Annotated in this window: 10 protein-coding genes; 5 read left to right on the top strand and 5 right to left on the bottom strand. The window is 72.6% G+C overall.

What is annotated here, in order from left to right:
• Positions 1 to 110: 110 nt before the first annotated feature.
• Complete coding sequence (locus NQO67_RS21135; RefSeq protein WP_255951670.1) at positions 111 to 650, bottom strand: hypothetical protein; 540 nt, start codon at positions 648 to 650, stop codon at positions 111 to 113.
• Between the two features lie 232 nt (positions 651 to 882).
• Here NQO67_RS21135 and NQO67_RS21130 point away from each other — a divergent pair, with 232 nt between their 5' ends.
• The 3 genes from NQO67_RS21130 (at position 883) to NQO67_RS21120 (ending at position 3,878) form a co-directional block, all read left to right on the top strand.
• Complete coding sequence (locus NQO67_RS21130) at positions 883 to 1,926, top strand: PhoH family protein (protein WP_255951669.1); 1,044 nt, start codon at positions 883 to 885, stop codon at positions 1,924 to 1,926.
• Between the two features lie 130 nt (positions 1,927 to 2,056).
• On the top strand, positions 2,057 to 2,554 hold the full coding sequence (gene ybeY / locus NQO67_RS21125; RefSeq protein WP_255951668.1) for an rRNA maturation RNase YbeY: 498 nt from the start codon (positions 2,057 to 2,059) through the stop codon (positions 2,552 to 2,554).
• Between the two features lie 13 nt (positions 2,555 to 2,567).
• On the top strand, positions 2,568 to 3,878 hold the full coding sequence (locus NQO67_RS21120; protein ID WP_255951666.1) for a hemolysin family protein: 1,311 nt from the start codon (positions 2,568 to 2,570) through the stop codon (positions 3,876 to 3,878).
• A gap of 22 nt (positions 3,879 to 3,900) precedes the next feature.
• Here the strand turns inward: NQO67_RS21120 and NQO67_RS21115 are convergent, their stop codons facing one another.
• The 3 genes from NQO67_RS21115 to NQO67_RS21105 all read right to left on the bottom strand — a co-directional run bounded on the left by NQO67_RS21115 (position 3,901) and on the right by NQO67_RS21105 (position 10,217).
• Entirely contained in the window at positions 3,901 to 6,471 is a 2,571-nt protein-coding gene (locus tag NQO67_RS21115) for a hypothetical protein (protein WP_255951665.1), read from the bottom strand.
• Positions 6,472 to 6,629: 158 nt separating this feature from the next.
• Entirely contained in the window at positions 6,630 to 8,471 is a 1,842-nt protein-coding gene (locus NQO67_RS21110; protein ID WP_255951891.1) for an ATP-binding protein, read from the bottom strand.
• A gap of 240 nt (positions 8,472 to 8,711) precedes the next feature.
• Positions 8,712 to 10,217, bottom strand: a complete 1,506-nt coding sequence (locus NQO67_RS21105; protein ID WP_255951664.1) for a vWA domain-containing protein — start codon at positions 10,215 to 10,217, stop codon at positions 8,712 to 8,714.
• Positions 10,218 to 10,591: 374 nt separating this feature from the next.
• On the opposite strand from NQO67_RS21105, the gene NQO67_RS21100 reads away from it, so the two are divergent.
• The gene (locus tag NQO67_RS21100; protein WP_255951663.1) at positions 10,592 to 13,375 is read left to right on the top strand and encodes a hypothetical protein; all 2,784 of its coding nucleotides are present in this window, start codon (positions 10,592 to 10,594) and stop codon (positions 13,373 to 13,375) included.
• Positions 13,376 to 13,480: 105 nt separating this feature from the next.
• Here NQO67_RS21100 and NQO67_RS21095 read toward each other — a convergent pair whose 3' ends face one another.
• Positions 13,481 to 15,067, bottom strand: a complete 1,587-nt coding sequence (locus NQO67_RS21095) for an MFS transporter (protein WP_255951662.1) — start codon at positions 15,065 to 15,067, stop codon at positions 13,481 to 13,483.
• 348 nt (positions 15,068 to 15,415) lie between these two features.
• Between NQO67_RS21095 and NQO67_RS21090 the strand changes: the two genes are divergently transcribed.
• The gene (locus tag NQO67_RS21090; protein ID WP_255951890.1) at positions 15,416 to 16,234 is read left to right on the top strand and encodes a helix-turn-helix transcriptional regulator; all 819 of its coding nucleotides are present in this window, start codon (positions 15,416 to 15,418) and stop codon (positions 16,232 to 16,234) included.
• Positions 16,235 to 16,253 lie beyond the last annotated feature (19 nt).

Genomic DNA, 16,253 nt, shown 5'->3' with positions numbered 1-16,253 from the left:
GGGCGCGGGGAGCGTGGCGGTGCGCCGGGGAGCCTGCGGCCGTGCGGGCCGGAGAAGGCGTGCGGGCGCTCGCAGGGGCGTGGGGGAGCGTGCACCGGGCGCGGGGGCGATCAGGCCGGCTGACGGGGGTCGTCGGTGAGCCGTTGCTCGACCCGGGCCAGCCGCTTCGCCTCCCGACCGCGTAGCCAGTACAGCCACCCGTCGAAGCACGCGCCGCCGACCAGCCAGGTGGCGCCCAGGCCGTACCGTCCTGCGGCGAACCACAGCACGGCGGTGAGGAGGAAGAGCGCGCCCACGACCGGGATCACCCAGGGGTGCCCCATGCGCAGCTGCTTGCGGCGCCGCCACACCAGCCGGCGCATCACCGCACGCTGCTCGGGATCCTGAGGGATGTCCTCCGTGCGGATGCGCCGGTCGAGCACCGGGACGTCGTCGGGAGAGTCCGCCCCGGTCTTCCGGGCGTCCGTGTACCGCCGGTACAGCAGCGCGCCGGTGAACAGCGCACCGTAGACCACGCCGCTGATCAGGCCCGGGACCACGCCGTCGGCGCCCTGCACGATCAGCTCGACGACCACCCAGGCCACCACCACGATCGCGCCCAACGCCCACCACCGGTCCGTCACCCTCGGCTTCTGCTGCTGCTCGGTCACGGCACGCCACTTCCCTTCGTCCTCAGACCTGTTCCGCGCGCCGGCGCGGGTCCGTGGCGGGACCCTGCGTCACCGGTCGCACACGATTCGGTTACCCCGACTTCGCGTCCGCAGCCGGGTGGGAAAAGGTCTCGGTCTTGTCGGTGGCCCGACGTACCCTTGAGCGTGCCAGGGCCGCCCGGACGAGGGCGGCGCTCAAGGAGGAGGACACGCAAGGCCCAAGAGCCGGCCCATGACTCAGACACGAACAGCTCACGACCCTGCACAGGGACAGGCACGAGCCCACTTCACCGTCCCGGCCAAGCACCCCATGGTGACCGTCCTGGGTTCCGGAGACGCCCTGCTGCGCGTGATCGAGAACGCGTTCCCGCGCACCGACATACACGTCAGGGGCAACGAGATCAGCGCCGTGGGCGACGCCCACGAGGTAGCCCTGGTACAGCGCCTCTTCGACGAGATGATGCTGGTGCTGCGCACCGGCCAGCCGATGACGGAGGACGCGGTGGAACGCTCGATCGCCATGCTCAGAGCCAGCGAGAACGGCGAGAGCGACATCCCGGAGAGCCCCGCCGAGGTCCTGACGCAGAACATCCTCTCCTCGCGCGGCCGCACCATCCGCCCCAAGACGCTCAATCAGAAGCGCTACGTCGACGCCATCGACAAGCACACGGTCGTCTTCGGTATCGGCCCCGCCGGCACCGGCAAGACCTACCTGGCCATGGCCAAGGCGGTGCAGGCCCTCCAGTCCAAGCAGGTCAACCGCATCATCCTGACCCGGCCTGCGGTGGAGGCCGGCGAGCGGCTCGGCTATCTGCCGGGCACCCTCTACGAGAAGATCGACCCGTATCTGCGCCCGCTCTACGACGCGCTGCACGACATGCTCGACCCCGACTCCATCCCGCGGCTGATGGCCGCCGGGACCATCGAGGTCGCGCCCCTCGCGTACATGCGCGGACGCACCCTCAATGACGCGTTCATCATTCTCGACGAGGCGCAGAACACGAATCCCGAGCAGATGAAGATGTTCCTCACCCGCCTCGGCTTCGAGTCGAAGATCGTGATCACCGGCGACGTCACCCAGATCGACCTGCCCAGCAACACCAAGAGCGGTCTGCGCCAGGTCCAGGAGATCCTCGAGGGCGTCGACGACGTCCACTTCTCCCGGCTCACCTCGCACGATGTCGTCCGGCACCGGCTGGTTGGCCGTATCGTCGACGCGTACGAGGAGTACGACCAGCGCAACGGCACGGCCGACCGCGGCCGGACCGGCAAGTGAGCCGGCCGCCCGCCGCCCGGCGGGCCCACGCCCGCACGGAGCGGCGGGCGCGCCGGGCCCCCGGGCCACGGGCGGGCCGGTCACGGCCCGCGGCCCGACCAGACACGGAAAGTGGATAACGGCACCAGCCATGTCGATCGACGTCAACAACGAATCCGGCACCGAGGTCGACGAGCGGGCGATCCTCGACATCGCCCGCTACGCCCTCGCCCGGATGCGCATCCACCCGCTCAGCGAACTCTCGGTGATCGTCGTCGACGCCGACGCCATGGAGCAACTGCACTTGCAGTGGATGGACCTGCCGGGCCCCACCGACGTCATGTCCTTCCCGATGGACGAGCTGCGCCCGCCGTCCAAGGACGACGACGAGCCGCCCCAGGGCCTGCTCGGCGATGTCGTGCTCTGCCCCGAGGTCGCCACCAGGCAGGCCAAGGAAGCGTCCACCCAGCACACCATGGACGAGGAGCTCCAGCTGCTCACCGTGCACGGTGTCCTGCACCTGCTCGGCTACGACCACGAGGAGCCGGACGAGAAGGTCGAGATGTTCGGCCTCCAGTCGGCCATCGTGGACGGCTGGCGCGCCGAGCAGGGCGTCAGCGGCCCGTCGCCCGCCCCCACCGTCTCGTAGGCCTGTTGCAGCCATGAGTATCGAGTTGATCCTCGGCGCGGTCCTGCTGATCGTCATCGCCTGGCTGGCGGCCTGCGCCGAGGCGGGCCTGGCCCGCACCACCCGTTTCCGCGCCGAGGAGGCGGCACGCTCCGGTCGCCGCGGCAGCGAGAAGCTCGCCCAGGTCGCCGCCGACCCCACCCGGTATCTGAACGTGGCCCTGCTGGTGCGGGTCGCCTGCGAGATGGCCGCCGCAGCGCTGGTCACCTATGCCTGCCTGCGGGCCTTCTCCTCCACCGCCCAGGCGCTGCTCGTCGCGATCGGCGTGATGGTGCTGGTCAGCTATGTCGCGGTGGGTGTCTCCCCGCGCACCATCGGCCGCCAGCACCCGCTGAACACGGCCACCGCCGCGTCCTACGTCCTGCTGCCGCTGGCGCGCATCATGGGCCCCATCCCGCCACTGCTGATCCTCATCGGCAACGCCCTGACCCCCGGCAAGGGCTTCCGCCGCGGCCCGTTCGCCTCCGAGGCCGAGCTGCGTGCGATGGTCGACCTGGCCGAGCAGGAGTCGCTGATCGAGGACGAGGAGCGGCGCATGGTGCACTCCGTCTTCGAACTCGGCGACACGCTGGTACGCGAGGTCATGGTGCCCCGCACCGACCTGATCGTCATCGAGCGGTACAAGACCATCCGCCAGGCCACCACGCTCGCGCTGCGCTCCGGCTTCTCCCGGATCCCGGTGACCGGCGAGAGCGAGGACGACATCGTCGGCATGGTGTACCTCAAGGACCTGGCGCGCCGTACCCACATCAGTCGCGACGCGGAGTCGGAGCCCGTCTCCACCGCGATGCGCCCGGCGTTCTTCGTGCCCGACACCAAGAACGCCGGCGATCTGCTCCGCGAGATGCAGCAGCAGCGCACCCACGTCGCGGTCGTCATCGACGAGTACGGCGGCACCGCGGGCATCATCACCATCGAGGACATCCTGGAGGAGATCGTCGGCGAGATCACCGACGAGTACGACCGCGAGCAGGCGCCCGTGGAAGACCTCGGCGGCGGCCGGCACCGTGTCACCGCCCGCCTCGACATCGGCGACCTCGGCGAGCTGTACGGCCTGGAGGCCTTCGACGACGAGGACGTGGAGACCGTCGGCGGCCTGCTCGCCAAGGCACTCGGCCGGGTGCCGATCGCCGGCGCGAGCGCGATGGTGGAGCTTCCCGACGGGCGCGGGCTGCGGCTCACCGCCGAGTCGGCGGCCGGTCGGCGGAACAAGATCGTGACGGTACTCGTCGAGCCGCGGGAGAACCGCCCCGCCGACTCTCCCGACGCGGTGGCGGGCCGGTAGGGCCGTAGGGCCGTCCGCCCGGTCAGGCGACCACCGCAGCGGCCGTGGCCAGGAGTTCCGGAACGGTGCCGCCGAAGTCCGGCAGGAGGGTCACGGCCATGGCCCACGCCTCCGGGTGGGTACCGAGGTGCTCGGCCGTCAGCCGGCGCGCCTCCCGGTGTGCGGGGAGCCAGCGGCGCTGCGGCGGCCGGGTGAGCAGGAACCGTGCGGCGTGGGCCGCGGGCCGTATCTCGCGCAGCACGTCCTGTGCGGTGAGCAACCGGTGCTCGACGGCCTCCGCCAGCCAGCCGATCGGGTCCTGGGTTTCGAGCGGGTGGGAGCGGACCAGGTCGAGGAGGCCGGGGTGGGGGCCGGTCCCGTTGGACACATAGCCGCTCAGGCACATGCGCAGCCAGGCGGCGCGTGCCTCGCCCAGCAGTTCGGGAGGGCAGTCGTCCTGCCTGCTCAGGGCCGCAAGGAGCGGCTCCGGCAGCGGACGTGTCCGGTGCGCCGCGGCCAGTTCGGCCCAGGGCAGCCCTTCGGGTTCGGTCTCTTCGAGGAGCCTGGTGACTCCGCTGGTGGCCCGCTGGAGTGACGTGGCGCCGTAGGACCGCAGGAAGGTCACCTTCCCGGCCGGGCTCAGCTCCTCTCCGAGCCGCTGGCGCAGGATCCGCAGACCAGCCTGCGCCTCCTGCCCGTCCGCCCCGTCCTGCCCGTCGGCCCCGTCCTGTGCGTCCTGCCCGTCCTGCGCGTTCAGTGCGGTGTGCGCCAGCTTGTGCAGTCGGGCCGGCAGCGGATGCGTCTTGCCGGTGCGTCCGGGGAAGTCCGTGTCGGCCAGCAGCGCCCGTACTTCCTCGGGCCCGTGCCGTTCCCACAGCCCGATCAGCAGCGTGAGCTGGGCGGCAGGGGTGTGCAGCGGGGTCTGGCCCAGCACCAGCCGGACGAGGCGCGGATCTCCGCAGCCCACGGCTCGCAGCAGCGCGGGGCGCCGCTCGGCCTTGCTGCGGGTGCTTGAACCGCCCACCGCCCTGACGACGCCTTCGTCCAGCGGCAGCCGTTCGGTGCGGCCCGGACGCTGGGGCAGGCCCGCGAGCAGCGCACGGTGCACGGTCAGCGGAAGCTGCCAGCGCTCGAAGAGGATCGCGTTGACCTCGGGCAGGTCGCGACCGAACAGGTAGTCGCGGACGCTGTCGCTGGTGACGGCATCCCGGGCCGACCCGGGCAGGGCGTCCTCGCTCAGCATGGCGACGACGCGGTCACGGGTCTCGTCGGCGATCTCGTGGACGCAGAACAGCCGGTACAGGTCGTTGTGGTGGAGCAGGGGGAGCAGGGCATGCTGCACCTCCGTCGGAGCCGCGGCCAGGAGCCGTACGAAGGTGTCGCCGCCCCGCCACCACACCGAGCCCCTCTGGGAGGGCGCCAGTTCCACGGCGGTGGCCACCCACTCGGCGCAGCTGCCGAGGAATGTGGGACCCAGCTGGAGCAGCGCTCGCCAGGCACGGGCGTCCGCTCCCAGGGGGGTGACAAGTGAGGCCAACGCATCCTGGACGGCCGGGGTGTGGGGCAGCATGCCGAGCACCGAGTGGGCGGAACCCACCTCGGCCAGGACGCGCTCCACGGGGAACCAGCCCTTGAGGACCCCCTCGGTCAGCACGCTGGGGGCCTTGGTGGGATCGTAGGCGTCCCGCCACCGCTCGCCGGTCAGCACCTCCCACGGCAGCGCGTTCGCCATGACGGGCGGCACCTGCCGGCCGGCCAGCTCATAGCCGGCGAGGATCAGCTCCGCCGGGCAACCGTCATGTGTCCACAGCATGCGCAGCGCCCCGCCGGGCAGCGGCTCCTCGCGGTGCGCGGCGAGGACCGCGTCCCAGCCGAGCAGCGCCGCCTCCCTACGGGGCAGCGTCCGTGGTCTGGTGGACCGCCAGTCGGACTGGCGCCGCAACAGTGCGATCAGCCGGTCTGTCGGCTGCTCGTGATGGGCGGTCAGGCGATGTGGATCGGTGGCCGCCCGCGCCACATCGGGACGGAGTCCGGGCAGCGTGGCCAGCTCGGCGAGCCGCTCCGCGCCGCCGTGGGCCAGCACCGCCCGGCAGGCCGCGTACTGGTCGAGCCGATCGACGCCGGGGAGCAGGGTCCGAAGCGCGTGCCGCACGACTTCGGGGAACGGCGCGCGCAGCGCCGGGATGAGAAGGTCAGGGTCGCGTGTCGCGAGCAGGGCGGGAACGAGACCGCCCGGCTCCCGCCAGCCGGGGTCGTCCGGTCGGTCCGCGGCGTTGAGGAGCACGGCGGCTCGGATGTCGTCGACCGCCTCGTTCAGTGATGCGTAGGGCATGATCATCGAGTAGAGCGTGGCGGCAAGCCCGGGATCGCAGCGTCGGGCGAGGCCGAGCAGTATCCCGGCGCGTCCGCTTCCGAACCCTCGAGCCCAGCGGGTCAGGCGTTCCAGCAGGTCATGGTCGCCGGAGTCGAGGAGCGCGCGCACCAGCCGGCGGGGCGGCTCCGCCTCGCCCGCCAGCAGCGCGCCGGTGTCCTCCCGCAGCCGGGCCACCAAGGTGGGGACGAACGAGGGCTCGGCCAGCCGGTAGGCGGCCGAGAGGAAGCCCAGCTCGGACATGGGGTGCTCCGGGGACGGGTGCGGGGACGAGGACGAGGACGGGGACGGGTGCGCGGACGGGACGGGGAAGCGGGACGCCGGAAAGGGGACGCGCCGGGGAAGGGAAAGGGGCGAGTGCGGTGCCGCGCAGGGGCGCGGCCGTCACGGTGCGCCGGCCGTTACCCCTTACGCGCCTTGTTCGCCTTGCCCGCCGTGCTCGCCTTGCCCGCCGTGCTCGCCTTGCCCGCCTTGCGCGACGACGCCGGCGTGTTCGCCAACTCGCTCATGCGGGCCAGCGCCTTCACCCAGAAGCGCTGGCGCTCCGGTGTCTGGCCGACCAGATGGGTGGCGCGCAGCTTGGGCGGGAGGTGCCGCAGCAGCCGGGCGACCACCTCGGCGTGCCGCTGGAGCTGGGACACCTCGGCGTTGGCGAATATCTGGTGCACCAGGTCGGTGTCGTTGGTGCCTTCGGCGGACGTCTCCGTGGCGGCGGCGAGACGGGCCTCCCATGCCGCCACGTCCTGTGCCAGTTCGGCCAGGCCGATGCGCGGCTGGTCGTCCGTGTCGGCCAGCCGGGCTTCGAGCTGGGTGAGCGGTACGGGGGCGTACTCGCCCTCGCCCAGGTAGATCAGGCCGGTCTCCAGGGGCTGCCCGCACAGATGCAGTTTGATCAGGCGCTCCAGGGTGCGCTTGGAGATCCACTCGCGGCCCTCGTCGTCGATGTCGTTCTTCCACCATTCGAGGACGGTCTCGGCGACCTCGCCGTAGGTGGCGATCAGCCATTCGTTGGCCGGGATGTCCTCCGGGCGCACCTCGTAGCTGATGGTGAAGCGGCTGGCCTGGGCGACGTTGTTACCACTGACCTGGAGTCTGCGGCCGAGGTGGTACGGCGGGTTCTGGAGGGCGACCTGGGCGGTCAGGCCCTCGATGGGGCGGCCGGCCAGGGTCCACTCCTGGGTGATCTCCATGAGCTTGGCGAAGGTGGCCTTGTCCTTGGGGCGGTTGTACTCGTCCCAGATGATGATCTTGGGGTCGGAGCCGGCCAGGGCACGGGTGAGGAGGGTGTCCAAGGTGCCGTCCGGGGTGGGGATGGGCACGCAGAGATCCTCGACGCTGGTGACCGGCAACGAGAAGTAGACGGGGTCACGCCCGGTCTCCTCCTGCACGACGGCCTTGGTGAGCTCCGTCTTGCCGCAGCCGGGCGGGCCCTGGAGGAGCACCGCCCAGTTCTCCCGGACGGCGGTGCGCAGGATGCGTCGCACCGGGTCCGGGACGGTGTCGGGGTTGGCGCAGCCGACCGCCGCGGCGATGCCGTCCAGGATCTCCGTCGTGCGGTCGGGGCCGGGCTTGCCGTCCGCCTTGACGTCGCTCAGGGTGAGTCGATGCCCGCCCACCAGGGGCAGCCCCCAGCTCAGCGGGAACCCGGCGCGGGCGCAGTCCAGGACGTGTTGCAGGGTGCGCGGGGAGAGCGCGGACCGCAGCCGCGGGGGCAGGGCGCTCCAGAGGCGGAAGACGCCGGTCAGGTTCCACTCCGGGTAGCGCTCGGCGAGCTTCGCGCGCCAGGCGGTGTCGTTGGCGGTGATCCGCACCGTGACCATGCGGTCCAGGACCGCCAGGTCGCTGCGGCGGGCGCTGGTCTCGGAGAGCGATTCGTTGTCGGCGAGGAAGACTCCCGTGCAGCCGAGCTTGCGCAGATCGTGCTCGCCCAGGGTCCAGTTGCACGCGATCTGCATCAGCTGCGACTGGATGGTCTCGCCGGCCTGCAAGGAGTCGTCGATCAGCAGCACGAACGGGGTGCCGGGGGTGAGCTGCTGCATGATCAGCTGGGTCAGCATCAGCTCGCCGCTGTCCCGGTCCCGCACCGGCGCGTTGACCAGCAGGTCGTCCGGGGTGAGGTTGGCGGCCGGGACGACCACCACCTGGGTGCCGGGGTGGGCCTCGGGGATGTGGGAGAGGAACGTCGAGGTCTTCCCGATGCCGTGCTCCCCGAACACCTGCCCGGTCTGCCCCATGGCGATCATGGCGTCGATGAACTGGCAGAGCCGGCGGCCGGCCGCCGGGTCCGCCCTGCCGTCCAGCTGCTCCGCCGCGCCGGCCGCCGGGTCCGCCGCGCCGGCCGCCGGGTCCGTCGCGCTGTCAGCGGGTACCGCCGTCCTGGCGTCCTGCTTGATGCTGGCGCTGCTCACGGTGGTGTCGTCTCCTTGGCTCAAGGGGGGTGCGGGTGAGGGAAAGGGCGGTGGGCGGGGCGGTACCCGGCGGTGTCAGCCGTCGCCGGTGACCACCCGGTGGCAGGACATCGGCGGATCATGCCGCTCCGGCCAGTCGTCGCCACCGTCCGTGATCAGCCAGATCCAGCGGTCGGGACGGGACGGGGTGACCGCGGGGGCGTAGCCGTCGGTCACCATGATCACGGCGTCGGCGTTCTCCTCGAAGCGCTTGCCGTCCACCTCCAGGCGGCCTTCCACGTAGTCGACGACGTTCTTGAAGTCGGTGCCGCCGCCACCGAGCACGCGCTCACCCGGGACGAAGGGCATCACCACACCGTCGAAGCTCAGCCAGTGGGTCTCGACCCCCTCGGTGCTGCCGACGAGCTTGGTGACCCAGTCGATGACCTCGTCCGGCATCGACCCTGAGGTGTCGAGCGCGACGACCACGACCTTGGTGCGCTCGGCGCCGCGCCGGGACAGCATCGGCTCGTGCCCGAGCGCCAGCAGCACGGCGCCCTGCTTCTTCGGGTAGATCAGCCGCTCGCCCTCGCGCAGCTTGGATGCGAAGGTGTCCGAAAGCCAGCGCTTCCACCACTGAACGCGGCGGGTCTTCGGCGTCCGGCCGCGCAGCGCGGACAGCCCCAGGCGGCCCCACATCTTGGTCAGCCGATCGCCGCCGGACTCCGAGCGGTCCGCCAGTCCCAGCAGCTCGTCCCGGGCCAGGCCGCCGCGGCGCAGCGCGGCCCGCATCGTCTCGCTCAGCGCCGCGTCCACCACCGAGGCCACCGTCTCGGCGTCCATCGGCAGCCGGCTGACTCCGGTCTCCTCGCCCTTGCCGCCGTCCGGAACGAGATGCACGCACAGCTCCGGGGGCGGCACCGGGGGATTGCGCATGCGCTGCAACTCGCCGTAGATCGTCAGGTCGGTACGGACGAAGTCGTCGTACATCAGCGGGTCGAGGCCCTGCTTCTCGAGATCCTCCTGGTAACGCCGGTGGATGTCGCGCGGGTCGACGCCGACCTTCTCGCGCACGGTGCCGCCCTTGCCGTCGGGGACCTTGCGGGTCGGCACGCCCTGGCGGAGCCGGACCATGGCCACATGGTTGATGGACACCTCCGTGGCCAGCTCGAAGACCGGGTCGGCCAGCAGGTCGTCCGCCACGTAAAGGTGCCGGTGGATCAGGTGGCGGGCCTCGTGGAAGAGGACGAACCGCACTCCGCCGGCGCCGATCTCCACGAAGAACGCGGGGTTGTACAGCAGCAGACAGGTGCCGTCGCCGCTGGCCACCACGGCGGCGGTCGGCACGGCGGCGGTGGGGATCTGGTGGTGGCACTTGGCGTACAGCCAGGAGGCGATCACGCTCTCCTTGACCCCGAAGTCGAGCAGCGCGGCCTCCTTCAGCCGGCGGCCCGCTTCGGTCACCTCCGGGGGGCCGGCCTCGCAGGCCAGCAGGGCGCGCCGGTCGGTGACGTCGATGACCGGGCGCCGCCTCACGTGCGCATCGGTGGCGCCGGCGAGGGCGGGCGGCTGCGCGCGGCCTTCGGCCGGGGGCCGGGTCATCGACCGGTGGCTTTCCGCGTCGGACCTGTGGTCATCGGCTGCTTGTCTCCTTGCGCACGTCGCGTGATCCCGGCTCGGCGGGGGGCGGGCCCGGGCGCGGCACCGCGGACCTGACGCACGTCCACCGGCGCGGGCCCCGCTAGGTCCTGTCGTCAGACTCCCGTCGTTGCCCGAAGGGCGGCCTGGCGGCGTCAGGTGCGGCGAGAGTGCGTGCATGGCGTCGCCAGGCAGACGGGAGTTTGACGACAGGACCTAGTCCCCCTCGTTCCCAACTCCCAAGTTACCGGCGGGGTCTGACAGCCGGACGCCCGCCGGATAGCGTTCACCCCGCCCCCGCACGTCCTGTCCGGCACCACCACCCCGGAAAGTCCCGTATGCAACTCGCCGATCCGCCCGTCACCTCGGCCGCCTACGCCCTCGCCGACCGGGCCCTCACCCGTGCGCTCCTGACCCGGCTACCCGAGGAGACCGCCGCGCTGCTGGGCAGCGACGAGCCACTGCCCCCGGTACTCGTCGACGAGGTCTTCGACACGACGGATCCGGAGTTCCGCAGGGTCCTCGCCGGCGCGGCCACCCGGCGCGGCGCCCTCTACGACCGGCTGGCGGCGCTGGGCGACCCGGATCTGGCCGTCGCGCTCTACGGGCTCACCAGCTGGACCGGCAGGCTCAGGACCGCCGAAGAGCGCGCCAAGGTCTGGCAGGGCGCGGCCGCCACCGCCGACGCACCCGGCTGGCGCGACCCGGACGGGCTGGTCGCCAAGCTGCTCGAGGACGACCGCGCGCCCACCCTGCTGCCCGCGCTCCACAGCCCCTTCCCCGACCTGGTCCGGCACGCGCTGGTCAAGACCGTGGGCGACCGGACCGCCGAGGACGAGCTGCGCGCCTGCCGGAACGTCCTGGCGCACGGGGGCGTGGAGACGCTCCGCTCGACCGTGCTGGCCCAGACGGAACCACCCGCCCTGTGCCGGCAGGTCGCCGAGCAGGTGCGGCTGGCCTGTGCGTCGGCCGATCCGGCGGCGCTGCTCGACGAGGCGATCCGCGTGGCCCAGGAGGCGCGGCACGCGGCGGCCGAGCAGCCGGTCACCGGCTCCGGCGCACGCCAGGGTGCGGCGGACACCGCGTTCCCACCGGTCACCGGCCACACCTCCGGCCATCGGGAGCACGCCCCGGCCACGCTCCACGAGCTGATCGAGCTGATGTACGACACGGAGTGGCATTACACGTCGCTGCCGGAGGGAACGCCGCTGGACTGGCACGCGCTGCTCGCCGCCCACCGCGAGAAGCGGTTCTCGTCCGAGGGCCTGCGCCTGCTGTGGCAGCAGGAGGGCTGCCCGGAGGAACTCGCCGTCGAGGCCTTCGTCTGGCACCGGGGCCTGTCGGAACCGGTCGGTGCGCTGCACTGGCCGATGCTGTCGGCCGTCGACTTCTCCGCCGAGGAGGAGACCCTGCGCGACGTCCTGCCGCCGGGGATCGCCTCGGGTGCCTTCCCCGTGCCGCGGGTGCTGGGCGAGGTCCGGCCGGCTCGTAAGGTCCTGGACGGGCTGCCACACGACGACGGACGGGTGCGTTCCGCCCTCGCCGCCCAGGTGGCCCGGCTGGGCGCCGACTTCGCGCCCTGGCGGGCCCTGTACACCCTGCTGCCGCGCTTCAGCGGAACGGTGTCCGAGGCCGTCGACGCCGCGCTGGACGCAGCATCCCGACACCGGGGCAAGGGATGGCCCAAGCCGGTGGGTCCCGAATTCCCCCCGCGCGGCAACTCGCTCGGTCGAACCGCCTGGCTGCACCTCTTCGACCGGGCCGATCCGGCCACCCAACGCGCCGTCGGCGCGGAGATGGACGCCCGCACCATCCAGTACCTGCTGCTGTGGCACGATCCGGCCCCCGAGCTGCGCGACCACCTCGTACAGACGCACGGCGCCGCCGTCCTCGCAGGTCTCGCGGGCCAGTGGACGACCCCCGCCGACGTCATCGAGGAACTGATCCGCTACGACGACCCCGAGGTCAACGCCGCGCTCTTCCTGTACACCAACCTCACCGCCGCCCAGCGCCGCCACGTCCTCTCCGGCCGCCACTGGGCCGACCCGGACACCACCCCCACCGAAGGTGCCGGCGCAGCCTCCGAAGAGGCCACTCCCCAGGACGACCGTCTGCCGCTCACGGCAGCCCTTGTCAACGGCCTCAAGGAGAGCGCCCGGCGCAACTGGCTGTTGCCGGCCTGCGACTCCGGTGATCCGCTGCTGTGCCGGGTGCTCCTGGGCAGCCCACGCGTCAAGGTCCACACCGACGCCCAGTACCTGCTGATGCTGATTCGCCTGTGGGAGCGGCACGGCCCCGGCGAGGTACGGGCGTTGCTGGACGAGACCCGCTTCCCGGGGCGCAAACCGGGCCGGCACCCGCTGCCCCGGGACATCGTGAAGACGGCTGGCCGGGCACTGGAGGCGGCCGACGGCCTCACCCTGCTGCGCACCGCGCAGGCCGAGGCCGCGAGCCCGGCCGGCCAGGCGGCGTTCCTCCAGGCGAACGGCTACGGCCCCGGGGGCGACGAGCTGACCCGGGCACTCGACCTGTGGGCCGAGGAGAACGGACCCGCACCGGTGCCGTGGGACCTCCTGCTCGCCGCGCACCGCACCGGGCCACTGCACGACCGGCTCCTGGTCGGACTTGCCGGACTGGCCGAGTGCCCACCCGAGATCACCCGGGACGCCCGTGAGGCGAAGCTGCGCCTGTCGCACCGGCACTACACCCCGCGCCGGGGCAGCCGGCCGCCGACGGTGCCCGAGATGCTGAAGAAGCTTCCGCTGCCGATGCACGGCGGCAAGTGCCCCTGGTTGTCCGACGTCTACCGGGCCGGCCTGGTCGGCTTCGCCGAGGTGCTGCGGGACGCGTCCCCCGCCCGGGCCTGCACGGCCTTCCTCGGCACGGCCTTCCTCGGCACGGCACTCACGGGGCCCGAGGACGAGACCGCCCGCACCGTCGACGGCCGTGCCGACGCCACCGTCGCCGCGGAGCTGCGCGAGGCCCGAACGACCGTCACGGACCTCGTGCGCACCCACCTCGGCGACGACGTCGAGGCATGGGCCCTGGCCGTGCGCCTCATGCCCGACTTCGAGGGCACGCTGCCGGAGCTCCTGGCCAGCGCGGGGGCGATCGTCAGCTGAAGCCGCCGGGCGGGCCACGCGCCACCCACGCAAGCCCGGCACGCGCAGGTCCCGGGCACGGGAACGCCCCGGGGCGCAACCCGACGGTCGGGCGGGTGGCCGGCCTCAGCCGCGCCGCCGCAGTCCCAGGCCCACCAGCACGCCGGCCGCCAGGACGACCGCCGCGTCCAGGCCCACCACCGTGTGCACGCCGACCGACAGGTCCGGCGCCGTCGTGGCCAGCACGCCGAGCAGCGGGATGCCGAGCGTGATGCCGATCTGCTGGGTGGACGTGACCAGGCCGGAGGCCAGGCCCTGCTGGTCGTCCGGCACTCCGGAGGTGACCGTCACGCCGTAGGCGACGATGACGCCGAGGTGCCCCATGCTGGCCAGTGCGACGCCGACCGTGGCCAGCACGACCGACCGGCCACCGGTGCCGAGGAACAGCAGCGTGGCGGTGAGCAGCCCCTGGCTGAACAGGGCGACGGTCAGCGCCCGGTGCGCGCCCAGGCGGCCGATGACCCGGGGCGCGAACGTGCCGGCGAGCACCGACAGCACGCCCTGCACCCCGAAGACCAGACCCGTCTGGAAGGCGGACAGCCGCAGCACCTCCTGGAAGTACAGGGTCAGTGCGAACACCAGCGCCGGCATCATCGAGAACGTGACGAGACCGGCCAGGTTGCCGAACGCGACCGTGCGGCGCCGCAGCATCGACAGCGAGAGCAGCGGTTCGGGCGCGCCCTTGGCACCTGCGGCACCGTGCGGGCGGGACTCGATGCGGACGAACGCGGTGAGCAGCACGGCGCCGGCCACCAGGGCGGCGATCACATCGGTGCCGCCGAAGCCGCGGTCGGCGGCCGTGGACAGCGCGTAGACCACCGAGAGCAGCCCGCCGGTGACGGTCACCGCGCCGGGCACGTCCAGCCGGGGTCGTGCCGTGCCGTCGGCACCCGACCGTGCCGGGCCGGGCAGCAGACCGGGCGCGAGCGGCAGCACGATCAGCGCGAACAGCGTCAGCAGGCCCATCGTGGAGCGCCAGCCCAGCGCGTCGGTGAGGACGCCGCCCGCGACCATGCCGACGGTGAAGCCGAGCGAGAGCAGGGTGCCGCTGAGGCCCAGGGCCCGCTCGCGCAGCGGCCCTTCGGGGAACGCCGTGGTCAACAACGACATCCCGGTCGGCACGATGGCCGCGGCCCCCAGACCCTGGAGGGCCCGTCCGCTCAGGAACGACGCCGGGTCCCAGGCGAACGTCGCCAGCAGCGAGGCCGCTCCGAACAGGGCGAGGCCCGAAAGGAACAGCGTGCGTCGCCCGAACAGGTCCCCCATCCGTCCGAAGAGCAGCAGGAACCCGGCGGACGGCAGGGCGAACGCGGTGACCGCCCATTGCAGCGCCGCCGGGCTCATGCCCAGGTCGGGTCCGAGCACGGGCAGCGCCACGTTCAGCACGGAGAAGTCGAGCGCGACCATGAACTGCGCCGCGCACAGCACGAACAGCACCAGACGGTCGCGGCGGGAGAGCGGGGGCGCAGACGGGTTCGACGCGGCCGCGCCCCGTGCGGCGGTGCTGCCGCGGCCGGCGGCGGCCCGGACGACCGTGCCCTCGCTGCTGACGTCGGCGGGTTCGGTGAGCTCGGTGAGGTCGGAGAGGTCTGCGGTGGTGATGATGTCGGTGGCGACATCGGAAGCGATGTCCGTGTGGGTCTCTGTCGGCATGACCATGAGCATCGTGCGCTCGGAATGAACGTGGGGAGCGGGAACTTATGCTGGTGGTCGCACCACCAGGCAGCCGGCACCGCAACGGGGGTGCGGACCTGGCAGGCCGGACGACGGGCACCGAGGGACCGAGGGGGAGAAGTGGCGGCTGCGGAGCGGGGCGGACGGACTTCGGGCAGGGGCACAGGATCGGCCGCGGGCCGCCCCGGTGGGCGGACCGCTGCCGGCGCCGGGCCGGCCGGTGCGACCGGCGCCGCCCCCGCCGGTGCGGCGGTCCCGTCCATCGCCGGCGCTGTCGTCTCCGACCAGGCCAAGGCGCGGCGCCGCGGCGAACTGCGCGAGTTCCTGATGAGCCGTCGGGCCCGGGTCTCCCCGGCCGAGGCGGGCCTGCCGGCGGGTGGCCGGCGGCGCACCCCGGGCCTGCGCCGCGAGGAGGTCGCCGTGCTCGCCGGAGTCGGCGCCTCCTGGTACCAGTGGCTCGAGCAGGGCAGGGACATCTCCGTCTCGCCGCAGGTGCTGGACTCCGTCGCACGGGTGCTGCGGCTCGACAACACCGAGCGCCGCCACCTCTACGTCCTGGCCGGGCTCAACCCGCCCGCGATGGAGGCCGCCGCGGCCGGTGAGGACATGTGCGAGGGGCTCCAACGGCTCATCGACACCTGGATGCCGTACCCGGCGCACATCATGGACCCGTACTGGAACAACATCCGGTACAACGACGCGTCGGCCCTCGTGCTCGGCATGCGTCCCGAGGCGGACAACAACTGCCTGGTGATGTTCTTCACCGACCCGATCTACCGTGCCAGGTCCACCAGCTGGGAGCGGAACGCCCCCCAGGTGGTGGCCCAGTACCGGGCCGCCTGCTCCGAGCGCCCGCATGACGACGGCTTCGAGGAGGTCGTGGCCCGCGCGCGGCGGGAGAGCGACGAGTTCGCCGCGCTGTGGGAGCGGCAGGACATCGCCCCGAGCGGGGTGATGAACAAGGAGCTCGACAACCCGCTCGTCGGACCGCTGCTCTTCGAGTCCACCTCCCTGCGCGTGCCGGCCAGGCCCGACCTCACCCTCACGCTGCACACCCCGCGGGAGGGCACCGACACGGCCGAGAAGCTCCAGTGGCTGACCTCGCCGGAGGGGCGCCGGGGAACGATGTATCCGGTGGCCGGCTAGCAGGAGCCTGGGGAACCGG

It is taken from the genome of Streptomyces odontomachi (genome assembly GCF_024435355.1).
GTDB classification, from domain to species: domain Bacteria; phylum Actinomycetota; class Actinomycetes; order Streptomycetales; family Streptomycetaceae; genus Streptomyces; species Streptomyces odontomachi.
The sequence above is the reverse complement of the archived record's forward strand: the minus strand, read 5'-3'. Positions and strand labels throughout refer to the sequence as shown.

What these genes read in the sequence shown, in the direction of transcription:
- NQO67_RS21130 (WP_255951669.1), top strand. Translation starts at nt 883, where the DNA reads ATGACTCAGACACGAACAGCTCACGACCCTGCACAGGGACAGGCACGA.
- ybeY (WP_255951668.1), top strand. Translation starts at nt 2,057, where the DNA reads ATGTCGATCGACGTCAACAACGAATCCGGCACCGAGGTCGACGAGCGG.
- NQO67_RS21120 (WP_255951666.1), top strand. Translation starts at nt 2,568, where the DNA reads ATGAGTATCGAGTTGATCCTCGGCGCGGTCCTGCTGATCGTCATCGCC.
- NQO67_RS21115 (WP_255951665.1), bottom strand. Translation starts at nt 6,471, where the DNA reads ATGTCCGAGCTGGGCTTCCTCTCGGCCGCCTACCGGCTGGCCGAGCCC.
- NQO67_RS21110 (WP_255951891.1), bottom strand. Translation starts at nt 8,471, where the DNA reads ATGATCGCCATGGGGCAGACCGGGCAGGTGTTCGGGGAGCACGGCATC.
- NQO67_RS21105 (WP_255951664.1), bottom strand. Translation starts at nt 10,217, where the DNA reads ATGACCCGGCCCCCGGCCGAAGGCCGCGCGCAGCCGCCCGCCCTCGCC.
- NQO67_RS21100 (WP_255951663.1), top strand. Translation starts at nt 10,592, where the DNA reads ATGCAACTCGCCGATCCGCCCGTCACCTCGGCCGCCTACGCCCTCGCC.
- NQO67_RS21095 (WP_255951662.1), bottom strand. Translation starts at nt 15,067, where the DNA reads ATGCCGACAGAGACCCACACGGACATCGCTTCCGATGTCGCCACCGAC.
- NQO67_RS21090 (WP_255951890.1), top strand. Translation starts at nt 15,416, where the DNA reads ATGAGCCGTCGGGCCCGGGTCTCCCCGGCCGAGGCGGGCCTGCCGGCG.